The organism is Nitrospirota bacterium, from assembly GCA_040757595.1.
Taxonomy (GTDB): Bacteria; Nitrospirota; Nitrospiria; order Nitrospirales; family Nitrospiraceae; genus JBFLWP01.
Genome location: JBFLWP010000002.1, coordinates 312113 through 338356, shown reverse-complemented (window position 1 = coordinate 338356; position 26244 = coordinate 312113). Strand labels below are relative to the sequence as shown.

The window sequence follows — 26244 nt, the reverse complement described above, 5'->3', positions numbered from 1 at the left end:
CGGCATGTGCAACCTGTGCAAACGGAGAGGCTGGGTTACCAGAGCGGGCATCGGAGCCGCGTGGGTGCGCCGAAGTATTCGGACGGAAGGCGCCCCGCTTAAGAAGCGGGTACAAGAGGAAGAGAGTAAAGGCTAGTGCTTTTCGGCGTATTTGACGTAGGCGAGCATTACCAGACCGAACACCACGAGCCCGGCAAGGATAAAAATCACATACTCCATGACTGCCTCCTCAATCCGACGGGATCAGGAACCATGCAATAACTATCAGGGCGATCACCAGAACGAAAGAGAGAAGGGCCGTGCTCCACGTCATGACCTCCTTGGCGAACAGGCCCGCTGCCGCAATCGCCGTGAGCACATAATTTAGCCAGATCGAGAAGGACCGCGGCCAGTTTCTCCCGCCGCCTGGCGTTTTTCACGTGATAGTTACGGCATACCTCTCGGTCCCGGTCAAACTGTCGCCCGCAGACATTTAACGACCTTGACATCGCCTCGCCGCCTGGGTACTATTCACCCCTCCTGCCGGCGCACGTAAGCCGGCATTTTTTCTTTTCCTGGGAGCACCACTCAACCATGGCAATTCGCATTGGAATCAACGGGTTCGGCCGGATCGGGCGGAACGTCCTGCGGGCCTCGCTGGGCGATCCTGAACTGGACTTCGTGGCGATCAACGACCTGACGGACGCGAAGACGCTCGCCTACCTCTTGAAGTATGACTCGGTGCACGGGACGCTCCGGGCGGAGGTCCACGCGGAAGACGATTCGATCTCGGTGGCCGGCAAGTCCATCAAGATCCTGGCCAAGAAGGACCCGAAGGAGCTGCCGTGGAAGGACCTGGGGGTGGACCTGGTCGTCGAGTCCACCGGCCGCTTCACCGACCGCGAGGGGGCCAGCAAGCACCTCTCGGCCGGCGCCAAGCGGGTGATCATCTCTGCGCCGGCCAAGGATCCGGACGTAACGATCGTCCTGGGCGTCAACGAGCAGACCTACGACCCGAAGGCACACCAGATCGTGTCGAACGCCTCCTGTACGACCAACTGCCTGGCGCCGGTTGCCAAGGTGCTGCTCGAGAACTTCGGCATCCGCCACGGGGTCATGACCACGATCCATTCGTACACGAACGACCAGCAGCTCCTGGACCTGCCCCACAAGGACCTGCGGCGCGCGCGGGCGGCGGCGGTCTCGATGGTGCCGACCAGCACCGGCGCGGCCAAGGCGCTGCACCTCGTCCTGCCGCAGCTCAAGGGCAAGATGGACGGAATGGCGATCCGGGTGCCCACGCCCAACGTGTCGCTGGTGGATTTGACCGTCGAGACGGAGAAGGACTGCGACGCGGCCTCGGTCAACGCCGCCTTCCTGAAGGCCGCCGAAGGCCCGCTCAAGGGCATCCTGGCTTATTCCGAGGACCCGATCGTCTCGGTGGATCAGAAGGGCGATTCCCACTCGGCTACGCTGGACGCCCCGCTGACCACGATCCTGGAGCACCGCATGGTCAAGGTCATCGCCTGGTACGACAACGAGTGGGGGTATTCCTGCCGGGTCCGCGACCTCATCAAGTTCATGGTGGCCAAGCCCTGACGGCCTATGAACCTGCACAAGCGGACGATCGAGGACGTCAACCTCCGGAACAAGCGCGTGATCATCCGGGCGGACTTCAACGTCCCGCTGGATGACTCCCACCAGATCACGGACGACACCCGCATCCGGTCCACCCTGCCCACGATCAACCGCGGCGTGGACGAGGGCGCCAGGGTCATCCTCTGCTCGCACCTGGGCCGGCCCAAGGGCAAACCCGATCCGAAGCTCAGCCTGGCCCCCGTCGCCAAGCGTCTCCAGCGCCTGTTGAACAAGGAGGTGGCCTTCGCCCCGGACTGCGTCGGCCCGACGGTGGAGAAGATGGTCGCGGCCATGAAGCCGGGGGACGTGCTCCTCCTGGAAAATCTCCGGTTCCACTCCGAGGAAGAGAAGAACGACGAGGCCTTCTCCAAGGCCCTGGCCTCCCTGGCCGACGTCTACATCAACGACGCGTTCGGTGCGGCGCACCGGGCGCACGCCTCGATCGTCGGCATCACGAAATACGTCAAGGACGCGGCGGCCGGCTACCTGCTCAAGAAGGAGATCGAATACCTGGAAGGCGCGGTGGCCGACCCGATGCGGCCGTTCGTCGCGATCCTGGGCGGGGCGAAGGTGTCGGGCAAGATCGGCGTCATCGAGAACCTCGGCAAGCGCGTGGACAAGGTCATCATCGGCGGCGGCATGGCCTTCACGTTCATCAAGGCCATGGGGTACGAGATCGGCAACTCGCTCGTCGAGAACGACATGCTGGACTTCGCGCGGGGCGTCCAGGAGCACGCCTTCTCGCGCGGGGTGAAGTTCTACCTCCCCGTGGACTGCGTCGTGGCGGCCAGCCTGGAGCCGGGCGCCGAGACCAAGCTCGTCCCGGTCCAGGAGATCCCCAAGGACTGGTACGGGCTGGACATCGGGCCCGCGTCCGTGAAGCTCTTCAGCGAGGCCGTCCAGAACGCCAAGACCATCCTGTGGAACGGCCCGATGGGCATGTTCGAGCGCGACGCGTACGCGCGCGGCACGCTCTCCATCGCCCACGCCGTCGCCAACGCCTACGCGCTGACGATCGTGGGCGGCGGCGACACGGCCCTGGCCGTGCACCGGGCCGGCGAGTCCGAGAGCATGTCGTTCATCTCCACCGGAGGCGGCGCGGCCCTCGAGCTGCTGGAAGGCAAGGAATTGCCGGGGCTGGCCGCCCTGCCCAACAATCACGACTAAAGCCCGCGCCCGCTCACCGGGGACCCCGTGCGCCGACGGCTCATCGCAGGCAACTGGAAGATGCACAAGACCGCCTCGGAAGCGGCGGCCTTCGTGCAGCGATTGGCGGAAGCGGCCAAGGGCCTCGGCTCATCCGAGCGGGTCGAGGTCGTCCTCGTCCCTCCCTTCACCGCGCTGCAGACCGTCCGCCAGGCCGCCTCTCCCTCGTTTCCCTTCGCCCTCGGCGCGCAGGATCTGTTCTGGGAGGATCAGGGCGCGTTCACGGGTGCGGTCTCGGCCCCGATGCTCAAGGACCTGGGCTGCCGGTACGTCCTCGTCGGCCACTCGGAGCGGCGGCAGTTCTTCGGAGACACGGACGAAGGGGTCAACAGAAAGATCCGCGCCGCCCTCCGGCACGGGCTGCGACCGATCCTCTGCCTGGGGGAATCCCTCGCGGACCGGGAGGCCGGGCGGACCGAAACCGTCGTGACCGGCCAGTTGCAACGGGGGCTGGCGGGCCTCTCGAAGGACGACCTGGCGCTGGTGACCCTGGCCTACGAGCCGGTCTGGGCCATCGGGACCGGCCGTGCCGCCACCGCCGCCCTTGCCTCGGCCGTCCATCGGACGCTCAGGGCCACGCTGGCGAGCGGCTGGGGCGCGGAGGCGGGCGAGCGGACGCTCGTGCTCTACGGAGGCAGCGTGACGCCGGAGAACGCCGGGGAGTTTCTGGCCTCCGAGCAAATAGACGGGGCGCTCGTGGGTGGGGCTTGTCTCCAGGAGCAGTCCTTTGCTAGAATCCTGTCCCTCGCACACGGAAAGGTGAGGCCATAACACGAGATGTATACCCTGGCGGTCATCGTTCACGTCATCGTCTGCTTCCTGATGATCGGCGCCATCCTGCTCCAGTCGGGCAAGGGGGCCGAGATCGGCGCGGCGTTCGGCGGATCCAGCCAGACGGTCTTCGGCAGCCGCGGGCCGGGCACGTTCCTGAGCAAGGTCACGGTGGCGGCCGCCATCATCTTCATGCTGACCTCGCTCGGCCTCGCGGTCCTCTCCAAGGAACGGACCTTCTCCTCGACCGTGATCGACTTGAACAAGAAGGAGGCTGCTCCGGCTCCCGCGCCCCAGGCGGATGCCCAATCGAAGGAGTTGGCCCCGGCTCCCGCTTCTCCCGCGAGTCCTGCTCCAGCCACGCCCTAACGAAGAGTTTTCAGTTATCAGTTCTAAGTTTCAGTGAAGACGCAGAAGCTGCCACGGGGGCATCGTGCGCCTGTCCGCCTTACTGAGAACTGAGCACTGAAAACTGATAACTATGTCAGACCCGGGTAAGCCAGGCTGCGTGGGTGGGATCTTCGCCGCGGACGATGTCGAAGAAGGCCTTTTGCAGGTCTTGCGTGACCGGTCCGGGCGCGCCGCTGCCGATCTGACGGCCGTCGATCTCGCGCACCGGGGTCACCTCGGCCGCGGTCCCGGTCAGGAACACTTCGTCGGCCACGTACATGGCGTCTCGCGTGAACCGCTCCTCGACCACGGGAATCTTGCGCTCCCGCGCCAGCTCCATGACCGAATTGCGCGTCACCCCCTCCAGGATGGACGTGAGCGGCGTGGTCGTGAGGACGCCGCGACGGAGCAGGAAAACGTTCTCCCCGGTCCCCTCGGACACGTAGCCGTCCGGATCGAGCAGGATGGCCTCGTCGTACCCGTCCTTCTTGACCTCCAGCTTGGCCAGGATGGAGTTCACGTAGTGGCCGGAGACCTTGGCGCGGGTCATCGTGACGTTGACGTGGTGGCGGGTGAAGGAGGAGACCCGGGCCTTGATCCCCTTCGTCAGGGCATCTTCGCCCAGGTAGGTTCCCCAGCGCCAGGCCGCGATCGCCACCCGGATCGGATTGTCGCCCGGGTAGAGGCCCATCGCCCCGTACCCGATGTAGACCAGGGGCCGGATGTAGCAGGCGTCCAGCCTGTTGACCCGCACGGTCTCCACGATGGCGTCCGCGATCTGCTTCCGGTCGCACGGGATCTTCATCATGGACACGTGAGCCGACTCGAACAGCCGGTCCACGTGCTCCGGCAGGCGGAAGATCGCGGAGCCCTGCTTGCCCTTGTAGCAGCGAATGCCCTCGAAGGCGGCCAGCCCGTAATGGAGCGAGTGGGTCAGGATGTGGACGTTGGCGTCCGCCCAGTTCACGAACTTGCCGTCCATCCAGATCTTGTCGCTCGGCTGGAGCATGGACGCACTATAGCAACGCCTCGAAATTCTTGTCAACGATGCCGGACCAAGACGGCGACGGGTGCCCCATCACCACCCCTAGAGGAAGGCGCCCTTGACACCTTTCCGATCGCCGTGATAGAAAGCACGGTCCCGTTTACGGAGGCAGCGAGCATGTACGCGATCGTTGAGACCGGAGGCAAGCAGTACCGGGTCGAGCCGGGCGAGGTCCTCCGGGTCGAGAAGCTCCCGGGCGAGGTCGGAGCGACGGTGGAGCTCAAGCAGGTCCGGCTGGTGCAGAACGAAGCCGGGCTCCAGATCGGCCGGCCCTGGGTCGAGCGGGCCCGGGTCACGGCGGAAATTCTCCGCCAGAGCCGGACGCGGTCCATCACGGTCTTCAAGAAGATGCGGCGCAAGAACTATCGGCGCACCAGAGGGCACCGGCAGCACTTCACCCAGGTCCGGATCACGAACATCGTGACGGCCTGAGGCCGGCGGACTCGAGCGACGGAAGGAACACCTCATGGCAACAAATAAAGGCGGCGGCTCATCCAGAAACGGCCGGGACAGCAATCCCCAATATCTGGGTGTGAAAGCCTACGGCGGCCAGCCGATCAAGGCCGGCGGCATCATCGTCCGGCAGAGGGGCACGAAGTTCTTTCCCGGGTTCAACGTGGGCATGGGCCGGGACCATACGTTGTTCGCGCTCATCTCGGGTATCGTCAAGTTCGAGGGGGGCCGGGCTCGCCAGAAGGTGAGCGTGTATCCGCCTGTCTGAGCCTCGACGCTCCCACCCCTTTCCGTTCCACGCTTCTTTTCCGTTTTCCTGCTGAACGCGACGCGACCCGCCTCCGTTTCCTGCGGGGGTGCGGTTTGCTTTGCCTTGGATGGAGATTTATACTGCCTCGTTCCCGACGCGGGTCCGAGCGCAGAGGACAGGAGTTGCCATGTTGTTCGTGGATGAGGTCCGCATCTTCGTCAAGGCCGGCAAGGGCGGCGACGGGGTCTGCAGCTTCCGGCGCGAGAAGTACGTGCCGCACGGCGGCCCGGACGGAGGGGACGGAGGGCGCGGGGGGAACGTCACGGTCGCGGCGTCGCGGCGGCTGACCACGCTCCTGGACCTCCGGTACCAGCAACAGTATGAGGCCAAGGCCGGCGGCGCCGGCGAGGGGTCGAACCGGCACGGGCGCAACGGAACGGACGTGATCGTCCGGGTGCCGGTCGGCACGGTGATCGCCGACGACGAGACCGGCGAGATCCTGGCGGACCTGACCGCCGACGGGCAAGACTGCCTCGTCGCGCGGGGCGGCCGCGGCGGCCGGGGCAACTCCCACTTTGCGACCCCCACCAACCGGGTTCCCACCCATTTCGAGCACGGTCAGCCCGGCGAGGCGCGGTGGCTTCGCCTGGAGCTCAAGCTGCTGGCCGACGTCGGGCTCGTAGGCTTTCCGAACGCCGGCAAGTCCACGCTGATCGCCGCGCTCTCCTCGGCCCGCCCGAAGATCGCCGACTATCCGTTCACGACCCTCACGCCGAACCTGGGCGTCGTCTCGTGGGGCGAAGACCGCAGCTTCGTGGTCGCGGACATTCCCGGACTCATCGAGGGAGCCCATGAGGGAAAGGGCCTGGGCTTGCAGTTCCTCCGTCACGTCGAGCGCACTTCGTTCCTGCTGTTTTTGATCGACATCTCGGAATGGGCGGCCGAGGATCCGGTCCGGAGCCTCGAGACCCTGCGGAACGAGCTCGCCTCCTACGACGAGTCCCTGCCCGCGAAGCCCTTCGCCGTGGTCGGGACCAAGCTCGACATCAAGGGCGACGAGGCCCGCCTGAACCGGCTGCGGACCTACTGCAAACGCCACCGCCTGCGCTTCTTCCCGATCTCCGCCGTCACCCGGCAGGGGCTGGAGGAGCTGACGACCTACGTCGGCCAGCAGGTGGGTTCCCTGAGGACGCCGTGCGCGACCACCTCCTGAAACAGGCCAAGCGCGTCGTGGTCAAGGTCGGGAGCAGCCTGGTCGCCTCCCGGGGCGCCGGCCTCCGCCCCGACCGCATCGACCGGCTGGCCGACGAGATCGCAAGGATCAAGGCCGGCGGCCGCGAAGTGCTGCTCGTTTCCTCGGGCGCGATCATCTCGGGCATCCAGAAGCTGGGCCTCACGTCCTATCCGAAAAGCCTCCCGGTGAAACAGGCGGCGGCGGCGGTCGGGCAGAGCCGCCTGATGTGGGCCTATGAGAAGGCGTTCGAACGGCTCGGCGAGAAGGTGGCCCAGGTGCTGCTCACCCACCAGGACCTGGCCGACCGCCGCCGGTTCCTGAACTCCCGCCACACGCTGACCGCGCTGCTCGATTTCGGGGTCATCCCGATCGTCAACGAGAACGACACGGTGGCGGTGGACGAGATCCGCTTCGGCGACAACGACTCGCTCGCAGCCCAGGTGGCGCACCTGGTGGACGCGGACCTCCTCGTCATCCTGTCCGACGTGGACGGGCTCTTCACCGAGGACCCGCGAAAGAACCAGTCGGCGACGCTCATTCCCCTGGTCCCGGAGATCACCAGGGACATCGAGCGGCGGGCCGGGGTCTCCAGCAGCTTCGAAGGGACGGGCGGGATGGCCACCAAGGTCCAGGCGGCCAAAAAGGTGGCCGCGTACGGCGTCGCCACGCTGATCCTGAACGGGGATCGGACGGGCCTGCTGCCGTCCGTCTTCGAGGGAGCGCCGGGCGGCACGCTCTTCCTCCCAAAGGGACGCCGGCTCACGAGCCGCAAACATTGGATCGCCTTCACCCTCCGGCCCAAGGGCCAGGTGACGGTGGATGACGGAGCGGTCGAGGCCCTGGTCCGTCGCGGCAAGAGCCTCCTCGCCTCCGGGATCGTGGCCGTGCGCGGGGACTTCCGGCCCGGTGACGCGGTCACCTGCGCCGACCGGGACGGAAAGGAGTTCGCCAAGGGCCTAGTCAACTTCTCCGCCGAGACCCTGGACCGGATCAAGGGGCTCAAGACCGCCGAGCTCCAGAAGGTGATCGGCCCCCAGGAGTACGAGGAGGTGATCCACCGGGACAACCTCGTCCTCCTCTGAACGGACGACAGGTGAACGGACGACAGGCCAGAGGCGAAAAGCCTATGGGCAAACGACGTACAACCGACCGGACATTCCATCTTCTTAATCCCGCGCCCCGCGCCCCGCGCCTCGCACCTTCGCCGCAGGAGCGGCGATGAAGATCGGCCTCTTCGGCGGCGCCTTCAACCCCATCCACCGCTGTCACCTGACCATCGCGACCCAGACGCGTGACCGGCTGGGCCTGGACCGGCTCGTCTTCATCCCGTCCGGCGATCCTCCGCACAAACCGTCGGCCACCCTCGCCCCGGCTCCCCACCGGCTCGAGATGGTGCGGCTGGCCATCGCCGACGAACCGACCTTTTCGGTGTCCGAGGTCGAGACCAGCCGCCCGGCCAAGTCCTACTCCATCGACACGGTCCGCGCGCTGCGGGCGGAGTACGGTCCGGCGGCGGAACTCTTCTTCATCATCGGTCTGGACGCGTTTCTGGACCTCCCGACCTGGCGGGAGCCGGAGCCGCTGCTCCGCTCCTGCCGGTTCGTGGTCGTTCCCCGCCCTCCCGTTCAATTCCGCTCGCTCACGGGCCTGTCGCTCCTGCCGCCGCTGGACGCCCAAGCGCTGAGCGACCTGGAGGGGCGTCGCGCCGCGCGGCTCGACGTCTCCATCCCCGGAGGCGGCCTGATCCTGCTGGCCCTGCCTCCGTGCGGGGTCTCCGCCTCCGACATCCGGGATCGCATTCGCCGCCGGCTCAGCCTGTCAAACCTGTTGCCTGCCCCGGTGGAATCCTATATAATGCGCTTCCGACTCTATCAGGAGGAACGCGATCGCACAGGAGTCCAAGGCTAAAGCCATCGCCGTCGCTCAGGCGTCCCTCGAGAAGAAGGCCGACGACGTCCTGATCCTCCATGTCGCCAAACTGACCTCCATCGCCGACTACCTGGTCATCTGCTCGGGGGAATCCGAGCGGCAGGTGCAGGCCATCGCAGACCATATCGCGCAGGCGCTCGCGGGCCGGCGCTCTCCCCCGCTCAGTACCGAAGGCGCCGCGTCCGCTCAGTGGATCCTCATGGATTTCGGGGACGTCGTCGCCCACATCTTCCGCTCCGACATCCGCGCGCACTACGGACTCGAGCGGCTGTGGGCCGACGCCAGGCGGGTGCGGCTGCCGGCGGCGCAGGCCGTCGCCTCGCCGGTGGCGCCCGCGCTCGCTACGGGAAAGACAACGCGGCGCGCTCGCACGCGGGGATAGCGGATGTTCCAGCTCCTCCTCACGGTCTTCCTGATCATCTCCGCCAGCCTGATCTACGGTTACTTCCAGGAGCTGAACCCGGGCACGGTGACGATCAAGCTCAGCCCCACGGACGCGCTCGAGCTGAGCCCCGTCAGCCTGGTCCTCCTTTCCATGGCCGTCGGCGCCCTCTTCGTCATGCTCCTCGTGGGCGTCCGCGAAACGAAGACCATGATCCTGAACTGGCGCAACAGCCGGCTGCGCCGACGCGAAGAGCGCGTGGAGACCCTCCACCGGGAAGCCATGCACGCCTTCCTCTCGAAGCGCACCTCCGAGGCGATCGGGCTGTTCGAGAAGGCCCTGGCGCTCGATCCCAACCACACCGACTCGCTGCTTTGGCTGGGCAACATCTACCACGCCGAGCGGAACTACGTGGAGGCCATCCGCCTGCACCGCAAGGCCCGCAGCATCGAGGAACGCAGCGTCGAGGTGCTGCTGGCGCTGGCCAGGGACCTGGAGGGCGCGAAACGGTTCGAGGAGGCGCTGCAGACTCTCGAGGAGGTCCTGCGGGTAGACCCCGGCCACCTCACGGCGCTGATGCGCAAGCGCGATCTCTACATCCGCCTCGAGCTGTGGAGCGACGCGCTCGGGATCCAGCAGCGGTTGCTGAAGGCCAATCTCTCGGAGCAGGATCACCGCACCGAGGCAAGCCTGCTGGCCGGGATCACCTACGAGGTCGGCCGGCAGCAGCTGGAGCGGGGACATTCGGACAAGGCGCGCCACTTCTTCCGGGCTGCCATCAAGCGCGACAAACGCTTCCTGCCCGCGTACATCGGCTTGGGGGAGATCCTCATCCGGGAGGGCAAGACCAAGAACGCCGCCGAGATCCTCGAAAAGGTCTACGCCAAGACCGGCAACGTCATCCTCCTCCACCGGCTGGAGGAGCTGTACCTGGACATGGGCGAACCCGGCGAGATCATCCGGGTCTACCAGGAAGCCGTCCAGCGGGATCCGCAGAACCCGGTCCTGAAATTCTACCTGGGCAAGCTCTACTATCGGCTGGAGATGGTGGACGAGGCCTTCGATCTCCTGTCCATGCTGGAAGGCCCTCAGGACCAGATGTCCGACTACCACAAGATCATGGCCAACCTCTATCTGCGGAAGCAGCAGATGGAGTATGCCGTGGACGAGCTCAAAAAGGCGCTGGGGTTCAAAAAGCGGGTCGTGGTCCCCTATCTCTGCACCCACTGCCAGCGGGAGTCGGCCGAGTGGTCGGGGCGCTGTCGCCGCTGCGGCCAATGGAACACCTACGTGGCCCTGCCCTGGGTGGCTCCCTCCGGCGCGGATCTGCACAGGGAGGAGGGCCCCCACGGCGCCCGCTCCATCCCCTATCAGGGCATCGCCGCCCCCTTCGAGACCGTGTGAAGGGACGGACGGCCCGCCCGTGAACCAACCCTTGCCAAACCAGATTGGAGCCAGGACGATGACCGATTTTCAGCTCTTCGCCGAAAAAGCCCTGCGCGACGAAGTCCTCTCGCGCGAGGAATGCCGGACGGTTCTGCAGACGTCGAATGAGCGGCTCATGGACCTCCTGGGCGCCGCGTTCCGCGTGCGCGAGCGGCACTTCGGACGGACGGTCAGGCTGCAGATGCTCTTGAACGCCAAGAGCGGCGCCTGCCAGGAGGACTGCCACTACTGCTCCCAATCCTCGATCTCGACCGCCGAGATCGAACGGTACGGGCTGGTGCCGCGCGAGCAGATGATGGAGGGAGCCAGGCGCGCCGCGGCCGCCAAGGCGCAGCGTTACTGCATCGTGATCAGCGGCCGGAGCCCCCTGGACCGGGAGCTTCAGGAGATTGCCGAGGCCGTGCGGGCGATCAAGAGGGAAGTCCCGATCCAGGTCTGCTGCTCATTGGGGCTGCTGAGCGAGGGACAGGCCCGGACCCTGAAGAGCGCCGGCGTGGACCGAATCAACCACAACCTGAACACGAGCGAGGCCTACCATCAGGCCATCTGCACGACCCACACCTTCCGCGACCGGCTGGACACAATCGAGCACGCCAGAGCCGCGGGGCTCGAGATCTGCTCCGGCGGCATCATCGGCATGGGGGAAACCGACGAGGACGTGATCGACCTGGCGCTGGCGCTCCGGGAGGTCAAACCCCACTCGATTCCGCTCAACGCGCTGCATCCCGTTGCGGGCACCCCGTTGGAGCAGGCGCGCCACTTGTCGCCGCAACGGTGCCTGAAGGTCCTGTGTCTGTTCCGGTTCCTCCATCCCCGGACCGAGATCCGGATCGCCGGCGGACGGGAGTTCAACCTGCGGACCCTGCAGCCCCTGGCCCTCTACCCCGCCGACTCCCTCTTTATCGGCGGGTACCTGACCACCCCGGGCCAGCCGGCCCCCGAAGCCTGGAAGATGATCGCCGACCTGGGGTTCGACATCGAGGTGGACTATAGCCCCGCGGCGCGTGACGCGTGACGCGTCACGGCATCTATTCGTAGCGTAAGCCGTCGGCGATGACCTGCCTGGCCGCCCAGAGGGCCGGCAGGAAGCCGGCGATGAGCGCCACGCCCAGGGCCAAGCCGATCGCCTGCCCCACCAGCCCGGTCGGAACCGTGAGCTGGATCGTCCAGCCGAAGGACTGTTTGTTGACGACGTAGATCAGGAGGGCGGACAGGAGCCCGCCTCCCACGAGCCCCAGCAGCCCGCCGAGGACGCCCAGGTACGACGCCTCCCACAACACCAGCCGCCCGATCTGCCGCTCGCTGGCGCCGATCGCCCGCAACGTGGCCAGCTCCCGCCGCCGTTCGAGGACGGAGGTCAGGAGCGTGTTGAAGATGCCCAGCAGGGCGATCACGACCACGATGAGGTCCAGCGCGTACGTTACCCGAAAGGTCCGGTCGAAGATCGCCAGGATCTCGGCCTTGATCTCGCCGTTCCGGATCACCGCCATCTGCTCCTCCGGACCGGCTACCTCCCGCATCTGGGCGAGGATCCGCTCTCGCACCACGCCCACGTCCTCCCCCTGCCGAACGTAGATCGCCAGCACGGTGGTCGTGGGATCCGGCCAGAGCCGATGGTAGAGGGCCTGGTCCATGACCACCTTCCCTCCGTCGGTGGCATAGTCGTAAAACACGCCCGCGATCGGAAAGGTTCGTTCCCCGAGCGGCGTCGTCAACCGCAGCGAGTCGCCCCGCCTCACGTTGAGCGTCGCGGCCAGGACCTCCGACACGATCACGCCATCGGCCGCCGCCGTCCGCCGCAACGTGTCCCTCGAGTCCCCCTCCAGAAACAGATACCGGCTCCGCTCCCCGTGGACCCCGAGATCCCTCGCCACCAACGACATCGGCCGTCCCTGAATCTCCACGCGCAATTGTCGGAACGGATCGACCGCCGCCACGCCCGGCACGCCAGCCACGACGCCGGCCCAAGCCTGCGGGATGCGCCGTGACAGCAGGCCACTTTCGTCCCCCTGCGGCCAGGACGGAGGAGCCAAGACCAGATCCGCCAGCACGGTCTGATCGACCCAGGCCTCGACCGTGTGACGGAAGCTCTGGATCATGGTTCCGACCCCCACCATGACGGCGATGCCGACCATCAGCGCCGAGACCGTGACCGCGCTGCGCCCCGGCGACCGCTCGACCTGGCTCGCCGCCACCCGGCCGACCGCGCCGACCAGTCTCCCCCATCGGGCCCGCCCCCCCGCCACGGTCCGACCGAACAGGCCGACGAGCGCCGGCGACAGACAGGACAGGCTCAGCAACAGGCAAAAGGCGGAGGCGTAGCCGAACAGCGGAAGCCCCTTGATCGGGCCGGGCAGCGCGAACAATCCGGCCAGGAGCAATCCGCCGGCGCCGAGCCAGGCGAGCAGTCCGGAGCGGGAGGCCTGCGCGACTTCATAGTCGCCGGGCGCGAGGGCCCGCGCCGGATCCGTCCGGCCCGCCTCCAGGCTGGGCACGAGCGCGCCGAGGATCGACACCAGGACGCCGATCGCAACCCCTTGCAGCCACAGAGCGGGCGGCAGGGCCAACACCTCGGCTGCGGGATCGACGAGAGGCACGTACAGCTCAGAGACCGTCCGACTCTGGAGGGAGACCAGCCCGCGCGCCAACAGCCCGCCCAACCCGCTCCCCACCAGTCCGCCCAGCCCCCCCAGCATGGTCGCCTGCCCCACGAAGAGCAGGCTCACGCCGAATCGGGACAGGCCCAAGGTGCGGAGGATGCCGATCTCCCGCCGCCGCGTCACGACCGCAAACGAGACCGTGTTGTAGACCAGGAGCAGCCCGACCAACAGTCCGACCGCGCTCAACGTGGCCAGGTTGAGCTGAAAGGCCCGCACCATCCGCTCTACCTGCTCCGCGCGCCGCGCCGGGCGGCTCGCCGTGAGCGGAGGAGGCAGCAGGGCCTGGAGGGCTTGGGCCACCTCCGCCACCGGCCGGGCCGGATCGGTGACGAGATCCACCCGGTCCAGCCGACCGACCAGCCCGAACAAGCTCTGCGCGGCGGCGATGTCCATCACGGCCAGACTTTCCCAGGCGGAGGGAAGTCCGCCTTCCGACTCCACGATGCCCCGCACCACGAGCCGATAGACGCGGGTGCCCACCAGCAGGTCGAGCGGACTGCCCACCTGCAGCCGCCATTCGGACGCCAGGCGGGCTCCCACGAACAGGGAATTCTCGGCGAGCAGCTCGTCCAGCCCCACCGTGGCGGCCGCATCCTTCCTCTCGTTGCGAAGGCGGAACCCCTTCAGGTCGGCCGCTTCGAGCAGATCGAGGGCGACGACGAGGACCGGCGCACCCTGACGCGGCCCGCCCGCCATCCTCGCAGTCTGCTGCAGGATCGGCGTGGCGGCGAGCACGTCCGGCTGCCGGCGGAGTGACTCGATCACCGTCTCGTCCAGGCCGAGATCTCCTCCGGACACTTGCAACGTCGCCCGACCGGCAACGGTTGCAACGGTCTCCTCGAAGGATTTCAGCACCCAGACGTTGGCCGTTTGGATCGCAACGGACACGGACACGCCGATGGCGATCCCGAGAACGGTCACGAGCGTGCGGACCGGACGCTCCACAAGCTGTCCGACTCCGAGCAGTCCCAACGCTCCGACCATGGGCCGCACTCCACCTTGTTGACGAGACGCCGCGCCTCAGGGTTTTCCTGACCGACGGACCGGAAATTCCCTGAATCCGCGCGGATACGCAGTTATGATCAAGCGCGCCAACCCTTCAGACGGATTTCTGGCTATAACCCCTGATTCGGTATTTACAGAGCCGCATCCCTCTGTTAGAGTAAATTAAAAGGAGGCGAGGACGATCATGGCGCGAGCACGAAGCATGAAGCGGAGGCAGAGCGGACGGCGAGGAGGCCGCACGGGAGGCACTCACGTGCTGACGCCGCGTCAGAAGGAAATTCTGCGCCTGGTGGCCCAGGGCCTCACCAACCGCGAAATTGCCGAGCACCTGGATATCAGCGTCCGGACCGTCGAGGTGCATCGGTTCAACCTGATGCGGCGCCTCAAGGTGCGAAACGTCGCTCAGTTGCTGCGGCAGGCCCTGCTCCTTCGCCTCCTGCCCAAGAGCTTCGCGTCGCGCTGACCGCGCTCAGAGCTCCTTGAGCTTCCCACGGCAGTCTGCCGGAGAGCGGTAGCCCTTCTTCTGCAGCCACGCCGACAGTTCCCGCTCGAGTCGCTCGAACGAACCGAGCCCCTCCTCGACCAGCGTCGTCCCGATCTGGACGGCCGACGCCCCGCACAGCAGGTGCTCGAACGCATCGGCTCCGTTGACCACCCCGCCGGTGCCGATGATCGGGAGCCGGCCTTCGAAGAGCCTCCAGAACGCCCTGACGTTCGCCAGCGCGACCGGTTTGATCAACGGGCCTCCGAGCCCCCCAAACCCTCCTTTCGGCTTGATGACCGCGGCTTCCCTGTCCGGATCGACAACGAGCCCGTTGCCGACCGAGTTGATGAGGGAGAGGAAGTCCGCGCCGACGCCGGCAAGGACTTTCGCGATCTTTTCATGATGGGCCGGATCGAAGTAGGGAGGGAGCTTGACGCCCATCGGCACCGACAGGACCTTCCGCACGCGCTTCAAGAGGCGCTCGGACGCCTCCGCGTCGTAGCCGATCTGGGGCTCTCCGGGGATGTTGGGACAAGACAGGTTGACTTCCACGAGATCCGGGCGGCTCTCATTCACCGCCTTGGCGATCGTGACGAAGTCCTCTTCACCGAACCCGGCGATGCTCGCGATGACCGGCTTGTTGAACTTCTTGAGATCGGGAATGAGTTGGACGTAGGCCCGATACCCGAGGTTGGGGAGCCCCATCGAGTTGATGGAGCCCAGCGGGAACCCGTAGTAGCGCGGCTCGGGATTCCCCTGGCGCGGTTCCAGAGTCATCGACTTGGTGACGATCGCACCCGCACGGGACCGGCCCAGCGCCTCCAGTTCCTCGCGCGTCACGCAGAGCGCGCCGGCCGCGTTCATGAAGCAACTGGGGAGACGGACTCCGGCGATGGTGGTGGACAGATCCATGCTCAGTTATCAGTGGTCTGTGATCGGTTTCGGCAACTCGCACTCATTGAATGCAGCCGTCCCTCATCAGGCAGACGCGATTCGCCACCCGCGCCGCGTCCTGACTATGGGTCACCATGATCACGGTCTGCCCGGGCCGGACCGAGAGGGTCCGCAGGAGTTCCACGATCTCTCCGCCGTGTTTGGAATCCAGGTTGCCGGTCGGCTCATCGGCCAGGATGAGGTGCGGCCGGTGAATCAGCGCACGGGCGATCGCCACACGCTGCTGCTCTCCACCGGACAATTCCCCCGGCCGGTGCCGTTCCCGATGCCCCATGCCCACCGCCTCCAGGCACTCGGCTACCCGATCGCGGACGGTCCGTCCATTCTCCCCCTGGAGCAGCAACGGCAAGGCGACGTTTTCTCCTGCGGTGAGACCGGGGATCAGATGGAAGGCCTGGAAGATCATTCCGATCCGCTCCCGCCGCAGCCTGGTCCAGTCCGCGTCCGAGAACCCGTGCGTTGAGCGGCCCGAAATCAGAATCTGACCGGCGGTGGGGCGATCCAGTCCGGCAATCAGGTTCAGGAGCGTGCTCTTCCCGCACCCGCTCGGCCCCATCACGGCGCAAAACTCACCGGCCGACACGTCCAGGCAGACATCCCGGAGCGCCATCACCAGCACGGCCCCCCTCGCATACTCCTTGTAAACATGCTCGAGCTTGACCACGCTCCGGGCACCCCGCGCCGCACGCCGGTGCGCAACGCGCCATTCCTATACCACATCGTCTCCAAGCCTCACAAGGACGGGCCGGCCCCTTGACAGTCCCGGAGCGGAGCGCTTACAACTGCCCTGGAGCGGGCCGACAGTGCAGCGGCAACCGGGGCATCCATCAGGTGAAACCCAGGCTCGTTTCAGCCCTCCGGCTATTCCTTCACTGGGTGCTCCCGGAGGCATGTGCAGCATGCGGCGCGGAACTCGGCGACGACCCGATCCCTTTTTTCTGCCGCGTCTGTTGGACGCAACTCACGCCGTTGTGCGGCCCGATCTGTCCTCGATGCGGGCAGCCCTTCGCCTCGCCGGTCGCGCTGACGTATTCCCCCGATCACCTGTGCCAGCCATGCCGGCTTCGCCGCCCTTCATATACCCGGGCCTGGTCCCGGTACCCGTACGTGTCGCCCCTGCGGGAAGCCATCCATCTGCTCAAGTACCGCGGCAAGGTGGCGCTGGCCGCCACGCTGGGGGACCTCATGGGTACGGCCATGGATCAACTTCCCGCGTTCGACCTCCTGGTGCCCGTGCCGCTCCACCCCACGCGGCTGAAGGAGCGGGAATTCAACCAGTCGCTCCTGCTGGCCGATCGGCTCAACCGCCGGCTCCGGCTGCCGCTGTCCTACGACAACCTCTTGCGGGTCCGTCGAACCGATCCGCAAACCGAGCTGACCCGTTCGGCCCGGCTGAAAAATCTGCGCCGGGCTTTTGCGGTTCGGCGACCGGGGGACATTGAAGGGAAGCGCATCCTGCTGGTGGACGACGTGTTGACAACCGGCACCACCGTCAACGAATGCGCCAAAGCCCTGCGCCGGGCCGGGGCGGCTGACGTCTACGTGTACACGTTGGCCCGCACGGTTTGAAGTACAAAGAGCGTATGGCATAAAGCGAATAGCTTATGGCTAGAGCAAGAGAAAGAAGGACGGCTTTCGTCTGATGCCATCTGCCATAAGCCATACGCCATAAGCTCTTATTAGAGGAGGACCATGCCGATCTACGAATATCGCTGCCGGGACTGCGGAAAGCGGACCAGCCAGCTCATCCTCAACCTCAAGAGCCAGCCCCAGCTCGTCTGCCGGCACTGCCAGAGCGCCAGGCTTGAGCGGGTCATGTCCCGGTTCGCCGCTCCCAAGTCCGACGAGGCGCGCCTGGAATCCCTGGCCGATCCGAGCCACTTCGGAGACCTGGACGAGAACGATCCCAAGAGCATGGCCCGCTTCATGAAAAAGATGGGGCAGGAAATGGGTGAGGACTTGGGCGACGACGTCGAGCAGGCGCTCGAACAGCCGGAAGGGGACGGGGTAGAATCGGTACCGACTGACATGGACTGACATGTATCGGCAGGGTGATTTGCTTGACAATTCCCCGCTCCCATCCTACACTGCCTCCCTGTGAATCGGACCATCAGGCACGACGGACGAGCGACCGGCCATGCCCGTTCACGCCAATTCCAGCAAAGACGAGTTGTTGACCGCGGCCGAGACCTGCCGATACCTGAAGATCGCGCCGCGGACCCTGTACCGATACATCCAGGATCGCCGCATGCCCGCATTCAAGCTGGGTAAAGAATGGCGGTTCGTGCGCTCGGACCTCGAACAGTGGCTCCGGCGGCGCATTCCCGGCCCTCGCAGGCCGCGATGAGCTGACGCGGCAAGGAGGCGCACCATGTTCGCAGGCGTCTACCCGTGCAAGCTGGACGAGAAGGGCCGCTTCATCGTGCCCTCCCCGATCCGGGAGCAGTTGGAAGCGGAGGGCAAGGGCGTCGTCTTCATCAAGGGGCCGGAGCAGCCGCTCTATATGTACTCTTCCGGCGAGTGGGGCAAGATCCTGGAAGGAGCCAAGGCCAAGCTGGATGAAGAGGAGAGCCGGCTGTTCATGTACCACGTGGTCTCCGAGGCCGGGACCTCGGACGTGGACAAGGCCGGGCGGGTGTTGATTCCGGGACGGTTGCGCAAGATGGTGCCGGTGGACGAGGACCAGGAAGTCGTCCTGGTGGGCCTGTACAACCGGATGGAGATCTGGAATCCGGCCGATTGGCGCCGACATCTCAGCAAGAGCGATTACAAACTCGAGCAGAGCCTCAGCAAGATCTCCAACCTCCTCTGAGCCGGTCGGTGCCACGCCAGTCCCGCAGGATCGCCGCCCGCCTGAAGCCTGTTCCGCTTCGCCTGACCTCCTACCGCGCTCCCACAAGAAAGGCCATCCCGGACGACCGTAAAGGCCGGGCGACCAGGGAATCGTCCAACGAGCTTCGACCGTTCCGCCGATCGCGCCTCCAGGCCTTGCCGGCCGTTGCGACGCCAGTCCAACAACTCCAAGCCGAGGTTTCTGCGGACCGGCTCGCTCTGACGCTCCCCATCCCCCCGAGCATCAACCACCAGTACGCCACCGTGAACGGCCGGCGCGTGCTCTCCGCGGTGGGACGGAACTACAAGGCGCTCGTCGCCCAACAGGTGCTCGTCGCCCTGGCCCGTTCCCCGCTCCGGCAGAACCTGCTCAAGACCCTCCAGCACGACTCGCTGGCCTTGTCCATCCATTTCCATTTCGCCTCGCCGCTCCGCCGGGACGTGGACGGCGGGCTCAAGATCGCCCAGGACGCCCTCTGCGAAGCCTTGGGCCTCAACGACAACCGCCTCGTCGAGATTCACCTCTACAAGCGCCACGACGCCGCCCGCCCGCGGATGGAGATCTCGCTCTGCTCCAAGGCGTCTTGCGTTTCCAGACAAGCTCCTCATCGCCTCCCCTGAACCCAGCCCTCGCGAGATCCGAACCACCCGATATTGACCAGTCCCGACCCAGCACATTTTCGGGGCATCCGCCCTCAAGAAGAGCGATGGATCGGCCGATAAGGGCAATGGCTGGTCGTCATCGTCTACCCGCACCGGCTTGAAGCAGCACTTCCAGCGGCAAGTCCGATAGAACGACGGGGACCCGCCCGCGAGCGCGGACACGGTTCCCAACAGGGAAGGCAGCAACCGCTGAGGGCTCCGGGCCAAACGGTCGGGAAGGCCGTGCCATGAGAATCTTGATCGCCGATGACGACTCGCTGACCTGTCGCATCCTGGAAACCGCCCTTTCGGCGTGGGGGTATCAGGTCGTCGTGGCCCGCGACGGACAGGCGGCTTGGGAAATCCTGCAACGCGCCGAGGCGCCGCAACTGGCCATCCTCGATTGGATGATGCCGGAGCTGGACGGCACCGAAGTCTGCCAGAGGATCCGGCAGCGGGCCGCCCAGCCCTACATGTACCTCCTCCTGTTGACCGCCAGAAGCTGCAAGACCGAAATCATCAAAGGTCTGAACGCCGGCGCAGACGATTACCTGACCAAGCCCGTAGACTTCGAAGAGCTCCGCGCACGTCTCCGAGCCGGCCAGCGTATTCTGGATCTGCAGGCGGAGCTGATCGCGGCGCGTGAGGCGTTTCAGGCTCAGGCGACGCACGATCCGCTTACGGGCCTCTGGAACAGGGCCGCCATCTTCGAAACCTTGGGGCAGGAGTTCGCCCGAGCGAAGCGCGAGCAGGCCGCCATCGGCGTCGTACTGGCCGACCTCGACAGCTTCAAACAGGTGAACGACACCTATGGGCACCTGGCCGGCGACCGGGTGCTCTGCGAAGCCGCCAGACGGATGAGCGCGGCCGTGAGGCCCTACGACGCGATCGGTCGCTATGGCGGGGAGGAGTTTCTGGCGGTGTTGCCGGGATGCAACGGACCGGACGCCGTGGCGGTCGCGGAGCGGGTCCGGGAGGCCCTCGAACGCGCGTCCGTCGAGGTTGCCGAAGGCCAGATCGTTCCCATCACGGCCAGCTTGGGCGTGGCGGCGGGCCGCGGCGACGACGCGGGGGAACCAGACGCGCTCGTCAAAGCGGCGGACGCGGCGCTCTACCGTGCCAAGGAAAGCGGGGGCAACCGCACCGAGCTGGGCTCGGTCAGCCGCATCGCCGCCGGCGCTCCGTGAGCTGTCGCTCCCAGGCAGTCGAAGCCCCAAGTGCGATCAGTCCTCTCAAAGACACGGAGCGAACGGCAGCCATGCACCGCCCCCTAGACACCCGCCCCTATCGGTGGCTTCCAGCCCTCATCCTGGCCATGACCGTGGTGGTGCTGGCGATGGGCGCCATCGTCCTCCATGACGTCGAAAGCCGATTGGTCAGCGCGACGGGGGAAACCCTGGCCCTCTCGGCCGCAGACATCGCGGGCAAGCTGGATCTCCTTCTCGCCGAGCGCTACGGTGATCTCCAGATCATGGCGCAGATGCCGGTGTTCCGGGGACAGGATCGCGCAGCGATGACCCGCCGCCTCCAGACGCTGCAGGAGGCCTACCCCCTGTACCTCTGGCTGGGCGTGACCGATGCGCAGGGGGCGATCGTCGCGGCCACGGACCCGGCCACGGTGGGGCGGGATCGGAGCGGAGCGCCTTGGTTCCTGGCCGTACGAGGCCGGCGCGGAATCTACGCGCAGGATGCGGCGGTTTCCCAAGAAGCCGACGGAGTCGTGGCCGTCTCCTTCACAGCACCGATCACGGGAGCCAGAGGCGAGTTCCTGGGGGCGGTGACCGCACAGGTCGGCCTCCCCGTGCTTGAGGACATTTTTGCCCGGACCGTCACCGCGCTGCAAGCGCAGCACGGGACCCATGCGCGGGTCGAGTACCAGTTCCTGACCCGGGACGGGGAACTCATCGTCGACTCCATCCTGCGGGAAGAGGGCCGGGTCAACCTGAGGCGGATCGGGGTCGCCTCGGCCCAGTTGTTCAACGCCGCCCCGCCTGGATTCGTCGAAGAGCATCACGAGCGCCGGCAGGTGCCGGTCCTGACCGGTTATGCCACCACCAGGGGGACCGAGGAATTTGCGGGATTCCACTGGGGAATCCTGGTGCGAATGGACCGGGACGACATCCTGGCCCCGGTCGAGACCATCATGCGGCGGCTGGGCACGGCCGGCACGCTCATGTTCATTCCGATGCTCGGCGTCCTGCTCTGGACCACCCAGCGTCTCAGCCGGCTGGCCCGAGACCTGGAGCGGAGCAACACCGAGCTCGCCGTGGCCCGCGACCAAGCTCTGGAGGCCGCTCGTCTGAAATCGGAATTCCTCGCCACCATGAGCCACGAGATCCGCACGCCGATGAACGGGGTCATCGGGATGACCGGGCTCCTCCTCGACACAAGCCTGAACGCGGAGCAACGGGAATACGCCGACAGCATCCGCTCGTCGGCCGAAGCCCTGCTCGCGATCATCAACGATGTCCTCGATTTCTCCAAAATCGAGGCCAGCAAGATCAAACTCGAACTCATCGACTTCGACCTGCGCACGATGGTCGAGGAAGTCATGGACTTGTGCGCCGAGCAGGCCCACAGCAAGGGGCTGGAGTTGACGGCCCTCCTCCATGCGGACGTCCCGACGGCCCTCCACGGCGACCCCACCCGCCTGCGCCAGATCCTCCTGAATCTGGTCAGCAACGCGGTCAAATTCACGCATCGGGGGGAGGTGATCGTTCAAGTCGCAGTGGTGAACGCGGGCCACGAGGTGCCGCACACCGAACAAGGAGCCGATGGGAGCGGCGCTCCCGCTCAGGGCTCACCGCCCGTCGTCCTGCGTTTCGAGGTGACCGACACCGGAATCGGAATCTCCCCGGAAGGGCTGACCCGCCTCTTCCAGGCGTTTTCCCAATGTGACAGCTCGCACACGAGGAAATACGGCGGGACCGGACTGGGCCTGGCCATTTCCAAGCAGCTTGCCGAGTTGATGGGCGGGCAGATCGGCGCGTTGAGCAAGCCCGGCAAGGGGAGCACGTTCTGGTTCACGGCCAGCCTCAGCAGGCCAGCCGTGACCGAGCAAGCCCGGCCGCAACCCCGGGTCGATTTGCAAGGACTCTGCGCGTTGGTCGTGGACGACAACGCCACCAATTGCCGCATCCTGGAGCAGTACTTGCGGGGTTGGAACCTGGAGAGTTGTTGCGCCGCAGACGGCCAGGAAGCGCTGGAGATGCTTCGCAGGGCGGCGGGGCAGGGAAGGCCCTACGACCTGGCGCTCATCGACATGCACATGCCCGGCATGGACGGGCTTCAGTTGGCCCGTGCGATCAAGGACGATCCGGCTCTTTCAGCCCTTCGCCTGGTGCTGCTGACTTCCTATGGCCAGCGCGGAGAGGCGGAAAGCGCCAGACAGGCCGGATTTTCCGCCTACCTCACCAAGCCCGTTCGGGGCGCCCACCTGCACGACTGTATCGTCACGGTGATGGAACGAACGGGCGAGCAAGCCTCGAATCCGGTCCCGGCGGCCCTGCAGGGCAGTCCGGTTCCAGCCCCCGCTCCGCTTATCACCCGCCACAGCCTGGAGGAGGCCCGCTCGCGTTCGCGCCCCCGCGTCCTCGTCGCGGAGGACAACGTGGTGAACCAGAAGGTGGCCGTGCGGATGCTGGAGAAACTCGGCTGCAGCGCCGACATCGCCGCGAACGGGATCGAAGCCATAGATGCGCTGGCGCGCATCCCTTACGCCCTGGTGCTCATGGATTGTCAAATGCCGGAAATGGACGGCTTTGAAGCCACGCGTGAAATCAGAAAACGTGAAGCGTCGCACGTGAAGCGTGAAGCGCCAGACGAGATACGAACGACGCATGGCGAGAGACGCGGCGCGCAGCGCGTACCGATTATCGCCATGACGGCCAACGCCATGCAGGGTGATCGGGAGCGTTGCCTGGCGGCGGGGATGGACGACTATGTGGCGAAGCCGGTCAAGCGGGATGACCTCCGCGCGGTATTGCAGCGGTGGCTCCCGCAGCACGCCGAGACGGACGGGGCTCGGCAGGATCGGGGAGCGGACAAAGAGCGGGACACCGTCCAGCCCGTACCGGACTCAGTCGACCGGGAAGTCCTGAACGTGTTGCGGGAACTCGGGGGCGTACAGGATCCTCAGTTCCTGGAAACGCTGATCGCGCAATTCCTGGACGACGCGCCGCGGCGCTTGGCCAGTCTGCGTGAGGCATTTCGACGGAAGGACGGGCAGGCGCTGGAACGTGCGGCCCACGGGTTGAAGGGAGCCTGTGGCAACCTCGGCGCACGGTCAATGGCCCGCCTCTGCGCGGACCTTCAGACGATCGGCGCAGCTCAGGATCTGTCGCGAGCAGACAAGCTGTTGGACGACCTGGAAGCGGAGTTCGCCCGCGTGCGCACCAGGCTCGAGGCGGAGTGCGTCGCCAGGTGAGGAGCGCCCCGGCAACGGTCCCCGTCCTAGCGGTTCTTGAAGACCTCCGCGATCGCGTCCTGGAACGCCTGCGGTGAAATCGGCTTGACCACGTAATAACTGGCCCCCGCTTCCATCGCCTCCAAGACGACGCTTTTCTTCGCCTCCCCGGTCACGACGAGGACCGGCAAGTCCTTCAGATTGTCGTCGGCACGAACGGCCTTCAGCAAGTCCAGTCCGGTCATCTCCGGCATGTTCCAGTCGAGAACGAGAAGATCAAAGGGCTCGGCCTGGAGCTTTTGCACCGCTTCTTTCCCGTCCTTCGCCTCCTCGAACGCCTTCCATCCGAGGTCTCTCAGAAGCCTCTTGACGAGGAGCCGCGTGGTCGGCTCGTCGTCAACCACGAGCGCTTTCACGCCGCTCGGTTCGTTCACGCCACGCTTCTCCATCACTCATCACTTCCTTTTCTCATCGGCAATGATTGCCGAAGCTTTACTCGTATCGCAAGGACTCGATGGGGTTGAGGCGGGAAGCCTTGTTGGCCGGGTAGAGCCCGAAGAAGAGCCCGACGGCCAGCGAGAAGAGGAACGCGACCACGATGGACTCGGCCGAGATGATCGTAGGCCAGCCGGCTACCGCCGTGGTCGCCCGCGCGCCGACGATGCCGAAGACGATGCCGAGCAGGCCCCCGACCAGGCTGAGGGTCATGGCCTCGATCAAGAACTGAAGCAGGATGTGGCGGCGCTTGGCCCCGACCGCCATCCGCACGCCGATCTCCCTGGTCCGCTCGGTGACCGACACGAGGAGGATGTTCATGATCCCGATCCCGCCGACCAGGAGCGAGATGGACGCCACGGAGAACATCATCAGGGTCAGGGTCCGGCTGGCCCCCTCCTGGACTCGCCCGATGTCCACCTGTGTGCGGATCGTGAAGTCATCGGATTGATCGGGTTGCAGCCGGTGCCGGGCCCGCAAGACCTCGCGAATCCCCTCGACTGCGGGGACCAGGTCCTCCGGACGATCGGTGGAGGCGAACAGGGCCCCCACGGAGCCGAGAAAATTGGTGCCGAGCAGCTTGCGCTCCGCGGTGGTGAACGGAATGAACAGGATGTCGTCCTGATCGGACCCCTGCGCCGACTGTCCCTTCGGCGCCAAGACCCCGATGACCCGGAACGGCACGTTCTTGACCCGGATCGTGGAGCCAACCGGCTCCTCGCCGGGGTCGTAGAGATTTTCCACCATCGTCTGGCCGATCAAGGCGACGCGGGCCCCCGCGTCCATGTCGGCCTGGTTGAAGGGCCCGCCGCTGGCATAGGACCAGTCCCGGATCGTGAGATAGCCGGGCGAGATCCCGTTGACCGGCCCGTTCCAGTTCCGGTTGCCGTAGACGATCTGCATCACGTCCCGCTTGGCCCACCCTACCTCGTTCAACAAGGGAACTTTCTTCTTGAGGTCCAGCGCATCGGCCACCGTCAGCGTCACGGCGCTCCCCTGTCCCCCGCGAACGCCCCCAACCGTCGTGGCCCCCGGCAGGATGATGATCACGTTCGTCCCGATGCTGGCCACCTGCGCCGCCACCGCCGCCCTGGCCCCCTGCCCGATGCTGACCATCGCGATCACGGCCCCGACGCCGATGATAATGCCGAGCATGGTCAGCCCGGCCCGCAGCCGGTTCCGGCTCAGGATACGGAAGGCCGTCACCACCGTCAAGAAGATGAACGCGCCCACGGCGGTCCCTACCCGCGCCTCACCTGAGCCGCCGCACGGCGCCGGTCGCTCACGATCTGCCCGTCCTTGACGAGGATCTGCCGAGCCGCGGAGGCGGCGATGTCTACCTCGTGCGTCACGAGGATGACGGTGAGGCCGTCCTCGCGGTTGAGGCTCTCGAGCACGCCCATGATTTCCCGGCTGGACTCCGTGTCGAGGTTCCCCGTCGGCTCGTCGGCCAGGAGAATCGACGGCTCGGAGACCAGCGCGCGGGCGATGGCGACGCGCTGCTGCTGCCCGCCGGACAGTTGGTTCGGGGCATGGTGCTCACGCCCGGTCAGGCCGACCCGGGCCAGCGCCGCGGCGGCCCTGGCACGCTGCTCGCGCAGGGAAAGCCCCCGGTAGAACAGCGGGAGCTGCGCGTTCTCGAGCGCGCTGGTGCGCGGAATCAGGTTGAAGTTCTGGAAGACGAACCCGATCTTCAGATTGCGGATCTCCGCCAGCTCGTCCTGGCTGGCTTTCCCCACGTCCAGCCCATCCAGCCGGTAGTCGCCCCTGGAGGGAACATCGAGGCAGCCCAGGATATTCATGAGAGTGGACTTCCCGGACCCGGAGGCCCCCATGATCGCCACGAATTCGCCGCGGTCGACCTCCAGACTGACGCCGCGCAGGGCCTGAACCTCGATGTCGCCGATCCGGTAGATCTTCCAGACGTCCTTGCAGACGATCAGAGAACCCATCTTGTTACCGTGATGCGTGACGAGTGACGCGTGACGAGCAGCGAACAGACGATTCTCTCCTCATGCTTTTCACGCGTCACCTGTCACCCGTC

27 protein-coding genes and 1 pseudogene are annotated in these 26244 nt (G+C 66.2%); 21 read left to right on the top strand and 7 right to left on the bottom strand.

The genetic code is table 11. The annotated features are described in order from the left end of the window. Positions 1-573: 573 nt before the first annotated feature. From gap to secG, 4 genes are read left to right on the top strand one after another with little or no spacing between them, the layout of a single operon-like run. Positions 574-1578: a type I glyceraldehyde-3-phosphate dehydrogenase gene (gene gap / locus AB1411_03535; protein ID MEW6542663.1), complete on the top strand. Its 1005-nt coding sequence runs from the start codon at positions 574-576 to the stop codon at positions 1576-1578. 6 nt (positions 1579-1584) lie between these two features. Continuing rightward, complete coding sequence (locus tag AB1411_03530) at positions 1585-2784, top strand: phosphoglycerate kinase (protein ID MEW6542662.1); 1200 nt, start codon at positions 1585-1587, stop codon at positions 2782-2784. A gap of 27 nt (positions 2785-2811) precedes the next feature. Further along, positions 2812-3594, top strand: a complete 783-nt coding sequence (gene tpiA / locus AB1411_03525) for a triose-phosphate isomerase (GenBank protein MEW6542661.1) — start codon at positions 2812-2814, stop codon at positions 3592-3594. A gap of 6 nt (positions 3595-3600) precedes the next feature. Beyond that, the gene (gene secG / locus AB1411_03520; GenBank protein ID MEW6542660.1) at positions 3601-3963 is read left to right on the top strand and encodes a preprotein translocase subunit SecG; all 363 of its coding nucleotides are present in this window, start codon (positions 3601-3603) and stop codon (positions 3961-3963) included. A gap of 115 nt (positions 3964-4078) precedes the next feature. Here secG and AB1411_03515 read toward each other — a convergent pair whose 3' ends face one another. Beyond that, positions 4079-4993 (bottom strand): branched-chain amino acid transaminase, encoded by a 915-nt coding sequence (locus AB1411_03515; GenBank protein MEW6542659.1) that lies wholly within the window; start codon positions 4991-4993, stop codon positions 4079-4081. A 153-nt stretch (positions 4994-5146) separates the two neighbouring features. Here AB1411_03515 and rplU point away from each other — a divergent pair, with 153 nt between their 5' ends. From rplU to bioB, 8 genes are all read left to right on the top strand, one after another. After that, positions 5147-5461, top strand: a complete 315-nt coding sequence (gene rplU / locus AB1411_03510; protein MEW6542658.1) for a 50S ribosomal protein L21 — start codon at positions 5147-5149, stop codon at positions 5459-5461. Positions 5462-5495: 34 nt separating this feature from the next. Continuing rightward, positions 5496-5750, top strand: a complete 255-nt coding sequence (gene rpmA, locus AB1411_03505) for a 50S ribosomal protein L27 (protein MEW6542657.1) — start codon at positions 5496-5498, stop codon at positions 5748-5750. A 169-nt stretch (positions 5751-5919) separates the two neighbouring features. After that, positions 5920-6945: a GTPase ObgE gene (obgE, locus tag AB1411_03500; protein ID MEW6542656.1), complete on the top strand. Its 1026-nt coding sequence runs from the start codon at positions 5920-5922 to the stop codon at positions 6943-6945. Next, entirely contained in the window at positions 6927-8048 is a 1122-nt protein-coding gene (gene proB, locus AB1411_03495) for a glutamate 5-kinase (GenBank protein ID MEW6542655.1), read from the top strand. Before obgE ends, proB begins: the two co-directional genes overlap by 19 nt. Before the next feature lie 136 nt (positions 8049-8184). After that, complete coding sequence (gene nadD / locus AB1411_03490) at positions 8185-8874, top strand: nicotinate-nucleotide adenylyltransferase (GenBank protein MEW6542654.1); 690 nt, start codon at positions 8185-8187, stop codon at positions 8872-8874. Then, positions 8837-9277 carry a ribosome silencing factor gene (gene rsfS / locus AB1411_03485; GenBank protein MEW6542653.1) on the top strand — a complete coding sequence of 147 codons (441 nt, stop codon included), beginning with the start codon at positions 8837-8839 and terminating at the stop codon, positions 9275-9277. The genes nadD and rsfS overlap by 38 nt, the downstream gene beginning before the upstream one ends. Before the next feature lie 3 nt (positions 9278-9280). Next, complete coding sequence (locus AB1411_03480) at positions 9281-10681, top strand: tetratricopeptide repeat protein (protein ID MEW6542652.1); 1401 nt, start codon at positions 9281-9283, stop codon at positions 10679-10681. 58 nt (positions 10682-10739) lie between these two features. Then, complete coding sequence (bioB, locus tag AB1411_03475) at positions 10740-11738, top strand: biotin synthase BioB (GenBank protein MEW6542651.1); 999 nt, start codon at positions 10740-10742, stop codon at positions 11736-11738. 13 nt (positions 11739-11751) lie between these two features. On the opposite strand, the gene AB1411_03470 is transcribed toward bioB, so the two are convergent. Next, entirely contained in the window at positions 11752-14367 is a 2616-nt protein-coding gene (locus AB1411_03470) for an FtsX-like permease family protein (protein MEW6542650.1), read from the bottom strand. A 274-nt stretch (positions 14368-14641) separates the two neighbouring features. Here AB1411_03470 and AB1411_03465 point away from each other — a divergent pair, with 274 nt between their 5' ends. Further along, on the top strand, positions 14642-14851 hold the full coding sequence (locus tag AB1411_03465) for a LuxR C-terminal-related transcriptional regulator (protein ID MEW6542649.1): 210 nt from the start codon (positions 14642-14644) through the stop codon (positions 14849-14851). A 6-nt stretch (positions 14852-14857) separates the two neighbouring features. Here AB1411_03465 and AB1411_03460 read toward each other — a convergent pair whose 3' ends face one another. Both AB1411_03460 and AB1411_03455 read right to left on the bottom strand, forming a co-directional pair. Further along, the gene (locus AB1411_03460) at positions 14858-15784 is read right to left on the bottom strand and encodes a dihydroorotate oxidase (GenBank protein MEW6542648.1); all 927 of its coding nucleotides are present in this window, start codon (positions 15782-15784) and stop codon (positions 14858-14860) included. Between the two features lie 43 nt (positions 15785-15827). After that, on the bottom strand, positions 15828-16490 hold the full coding sequence (locus AB1411_03455) for an ABC transporter ATP-binding protein (GenBank protein MEW6542647.1): 663 nt from the start codon (positions 16488-16490) through the stop codon (positions 15828-15830). 167 nt (positions 16491-16657) lie between these two features. Here AB1411_03455 and AB1411_03450 point away from each other — a divergent pair. The 8 genes and pseudogenes from AB1411_03450 to AB1411_03415 all read left to right on the top strand — a co-directional run bounded on the left by AB1411_03450 (position 16658) and on the right by AB1411_03415 (position 23726). Then, positions 16658-16876: pseudogene (locus AB1411_03450) on the top strand (double zinc ribbon domain-containing protein). A gap of 57 nt (positions 16877-16933) precedes the next feature. After that, entirely contained in the window at positions 16934-17395 is a 462-nt protein-coding gene (locus AB1411_03445; GenBank protein MEW6542646.1) for a ComF family protein, read from the top strand. Between the two features lie 123 nt (positions 17396-17518). Next, the gene (locus AB1411_03440; GenBank protein ID MEW6542645.1) at positions 17519-17863 is read left to right on the top strand and encodes a zinc ribbon domain-containing protein; all 345 of its coding nucleotides are present in this window, start codon (positions 17519-17521) and stop codon (positions 17861-17863) included. 100 nt (positions 17864-17963) lie between these two features. Continuing rightward, positions 17964-18173 carry a helix-turn-helix domain-containing protein gene (locus AB1411_03435; GenBank protein MEW6542644.1) on the top strand — a complete coding sequence of 70 codons (210 nt, stop codon included), beginning with the start codon at positions 17964-17966 and terminating at the stop codon, positions 18171-18173. Positions 18174-18197: 24 nt separating this feature from the next. Beyond that, positions 18198-18638, top strand: coding sequence for a division/cell wall cluster transcriptional repressor MraZ (locus AB1411_03430; protein ID MEW6542643.1), 441 nt, complete (start codon positions 18198-18200; stop codon positions 18636-18638). 8 nt (positions 18639-18646) lie between these two features. Further along, complete coding sequence (locus tag AB1411_03425) at positions 18647-19279, top strand: RusA family crossover junction endodeoxyribonuclease (GenBank protein ID MEW6542642.1); 633 nt, start codon at positions 18647-18649, stop codon at positions 19277-19279. Between the two features lie 269 nt (positions 19280-19548). After that, positions 19549-20487 (top strand): diguanylate cyclase, encoded by a 939-nt coding sequence (locus AB1411_03420; GenBank protein ID MEW6542641.1) that lies wholly within the window; start codon positions 19549-19551, stop codon positions 20485-20487. Positions 20488-20558: 71 nt separating this feature from the next. Further along, positions 20559-23726, top strand: a complete 3168-nt coding sequence (locus AB1411_03415; GenBank protein ID MEW6542640.1) for a response regulator — start codon at positions 20559-20561, stop codon at positions 23724-23726. Positions 23727-23752: 26 nt separating this feature from the next. Here AB1411_03415 and AB1411_03410 read toward each other — a convergent pair whose 3' ends face one another. The 3 genes from AB1411_03410 to AB1411_03400 all read right to left on the bottom strand — a co-directional run bounded on the left by AB1411_03410 (position 23753) and on the right by AB1411_03400 (position 26152). Then, positions 23753-24121, bottom strand: coding sequence for a response regulator (locus AB1411_03410; protein ID MEW6542639.1), 369 nt, complete (start codon positions 24119-24121; stop codon positions 23753-23755). Between the two features lie 76 nt (positions 24122-24197). Continuing rightward, positions 24198-25433: an ABC transporter permease gene (locus tag AB1411_03405; protein ID MEW6542638.1), complete on the bottom strand. Its 1236-nt coding sequence runs from the start codon at positions 25431-25433 to the stop codon at positions 24198-24200. Between the two features lie 8 nt (positions 25434-25441). Continuing rightward, positions 25442-26152 (bottom strand): ABC transporter ATP-binding protein, encoded by a 711-nt coding sequence (locus AB1411_03400; GenBank protein ID MEW6542637.1) that lies wholly within the window; start codon positions 26150-26152, stop codon positions 25442-25444. Positions 26153-26244: the final 92 nt, after the last annotated feature.

Excerpts from the sequence above, each read along its gene's own strand:
- gap (MEW6542663.1), top strand. The coding sequence starts at position 574 with ATGGCAATTCGCATTGGAATCAACGGGTTCGGCCGGATCGGGCGGAAC.
- AB1411_03530 (MEW6542662.1), top strand. The coding sequence starts at position 1,585 with ATGAACCTGCACAAGCGGACGATCGAGGACGTCAACCTCCGGAACAAG.
- secG (MEW6542660.1), top strand. The coding sequence starts at position 3,601 with ATGTATACCCTGGCGGTCATCGTTCACGTCATCGTCTGCTTCCTGATG.
- AB1411_03515 (MEW6542659.1), bottom strand. The coding sequence starts at position 4,993 with ATGCTCCAGCCGAGCGACAAGATCTGGATGGACGGCAAGTTCGTGAAC.
- rplU (MEW6542658.1), top strand. The coding sequence starts at position 5,147 with ATGTACGCGATCGTTGAGACCGGAGGCAAGCAGTACCGGGTCGAGCCG.
- rpmA (MEW6542657.1), top strand. The coding sequence starts at position 5,496 with ATGGCAACAAATAAAGGCGGCGGCTCATCCAGAAACGGCCGGGACAGC.
- obgE (MEW6542656.1), top strand. The coding sequence starts at position 5,920 with ATGTTGTTCGTGGATGAGGTCCGCATCTTCGTCAAGGCCGGCAAGGGC.
- nadD (MEW6542654.1), top strand. The coding sequence starts at position 8,185 with ATGAAGATCGGCCTCTTCGGCGGCGCCTTCAACCCCATCCACCGCTGT.
- AB1411_03480 (MEW6542652.1), top strand. The coding sequence starts at position 9,281 with ATGTTCCAGCTCCTCCTCACGGTCTTCCTGATCATCTCCGCCAGCCTG.
- bioB (MEW6542651.1), top strand. The coding sequence starts at position 10,740 with ATGACCGATTTTCAGCTCTTCGCCGAAAAAGCCCTGCGCGACGAAGTC.
- AB1411_03470 (MEW6542650.1), bottom strand. The coding sequence starts at position 14,367 with ATGGTCGGAGCGTTGGGACTGCTCGGAGTCGGACAGCTTGTGGAGCGT.
- AB1411_03460 (MEW6542648.1), bottom strand. The coding sequence starts at position 15,784 with ATGGATCTGTCCACCACCATCGCCGGAGTCCGTCTCCCCAGTTGCTTC.
- AB1411_03440 (MEW6542645.1), top strand. The coding sequence starts at position 17,519 with ATGCCGATCTACGAATATCGCTGCCGGGACTGCGGAAAGCGGACCAGC.
- AB1411_03435 (MEW6542644.1), top strand. The coding sequence starts at position 17,964 with ATGCCCGTTCACGCCAATTCCAGCAAAGACGAGTTGTTGACCGCGGCC.
- AB1411_03430 (MEW6542643.1), top strand. The coding sequence starts at position 18,198 with ATGTTCGCAGGCGTCTACCCGTGCAAGCTGGACGAGAAGGGCCGCTTC.
- AB1411_03420 (MEW6542641.1), top strand. The coding sequence starts at position 19,549 with ATGAGAATCTTGATCGCCGATGACGACTCGCTGACCTGTCGCATCCTG.
- AB1411_03415 (MEW6542640.1), top strand. The coding sequence starts at position 20,559 with ATGCACCGCCCCCTAGACACCCGCCCCTATCGGTGGCTTCCAGCCCTC.
- AB1411_03400 (MEW6542637.1), bottom strand. The coding sequence starts at position 26,152 with ATGGGTTCTCTGATCGTCTGCAAGGACGTCTGGAAGATCTACCGGATC.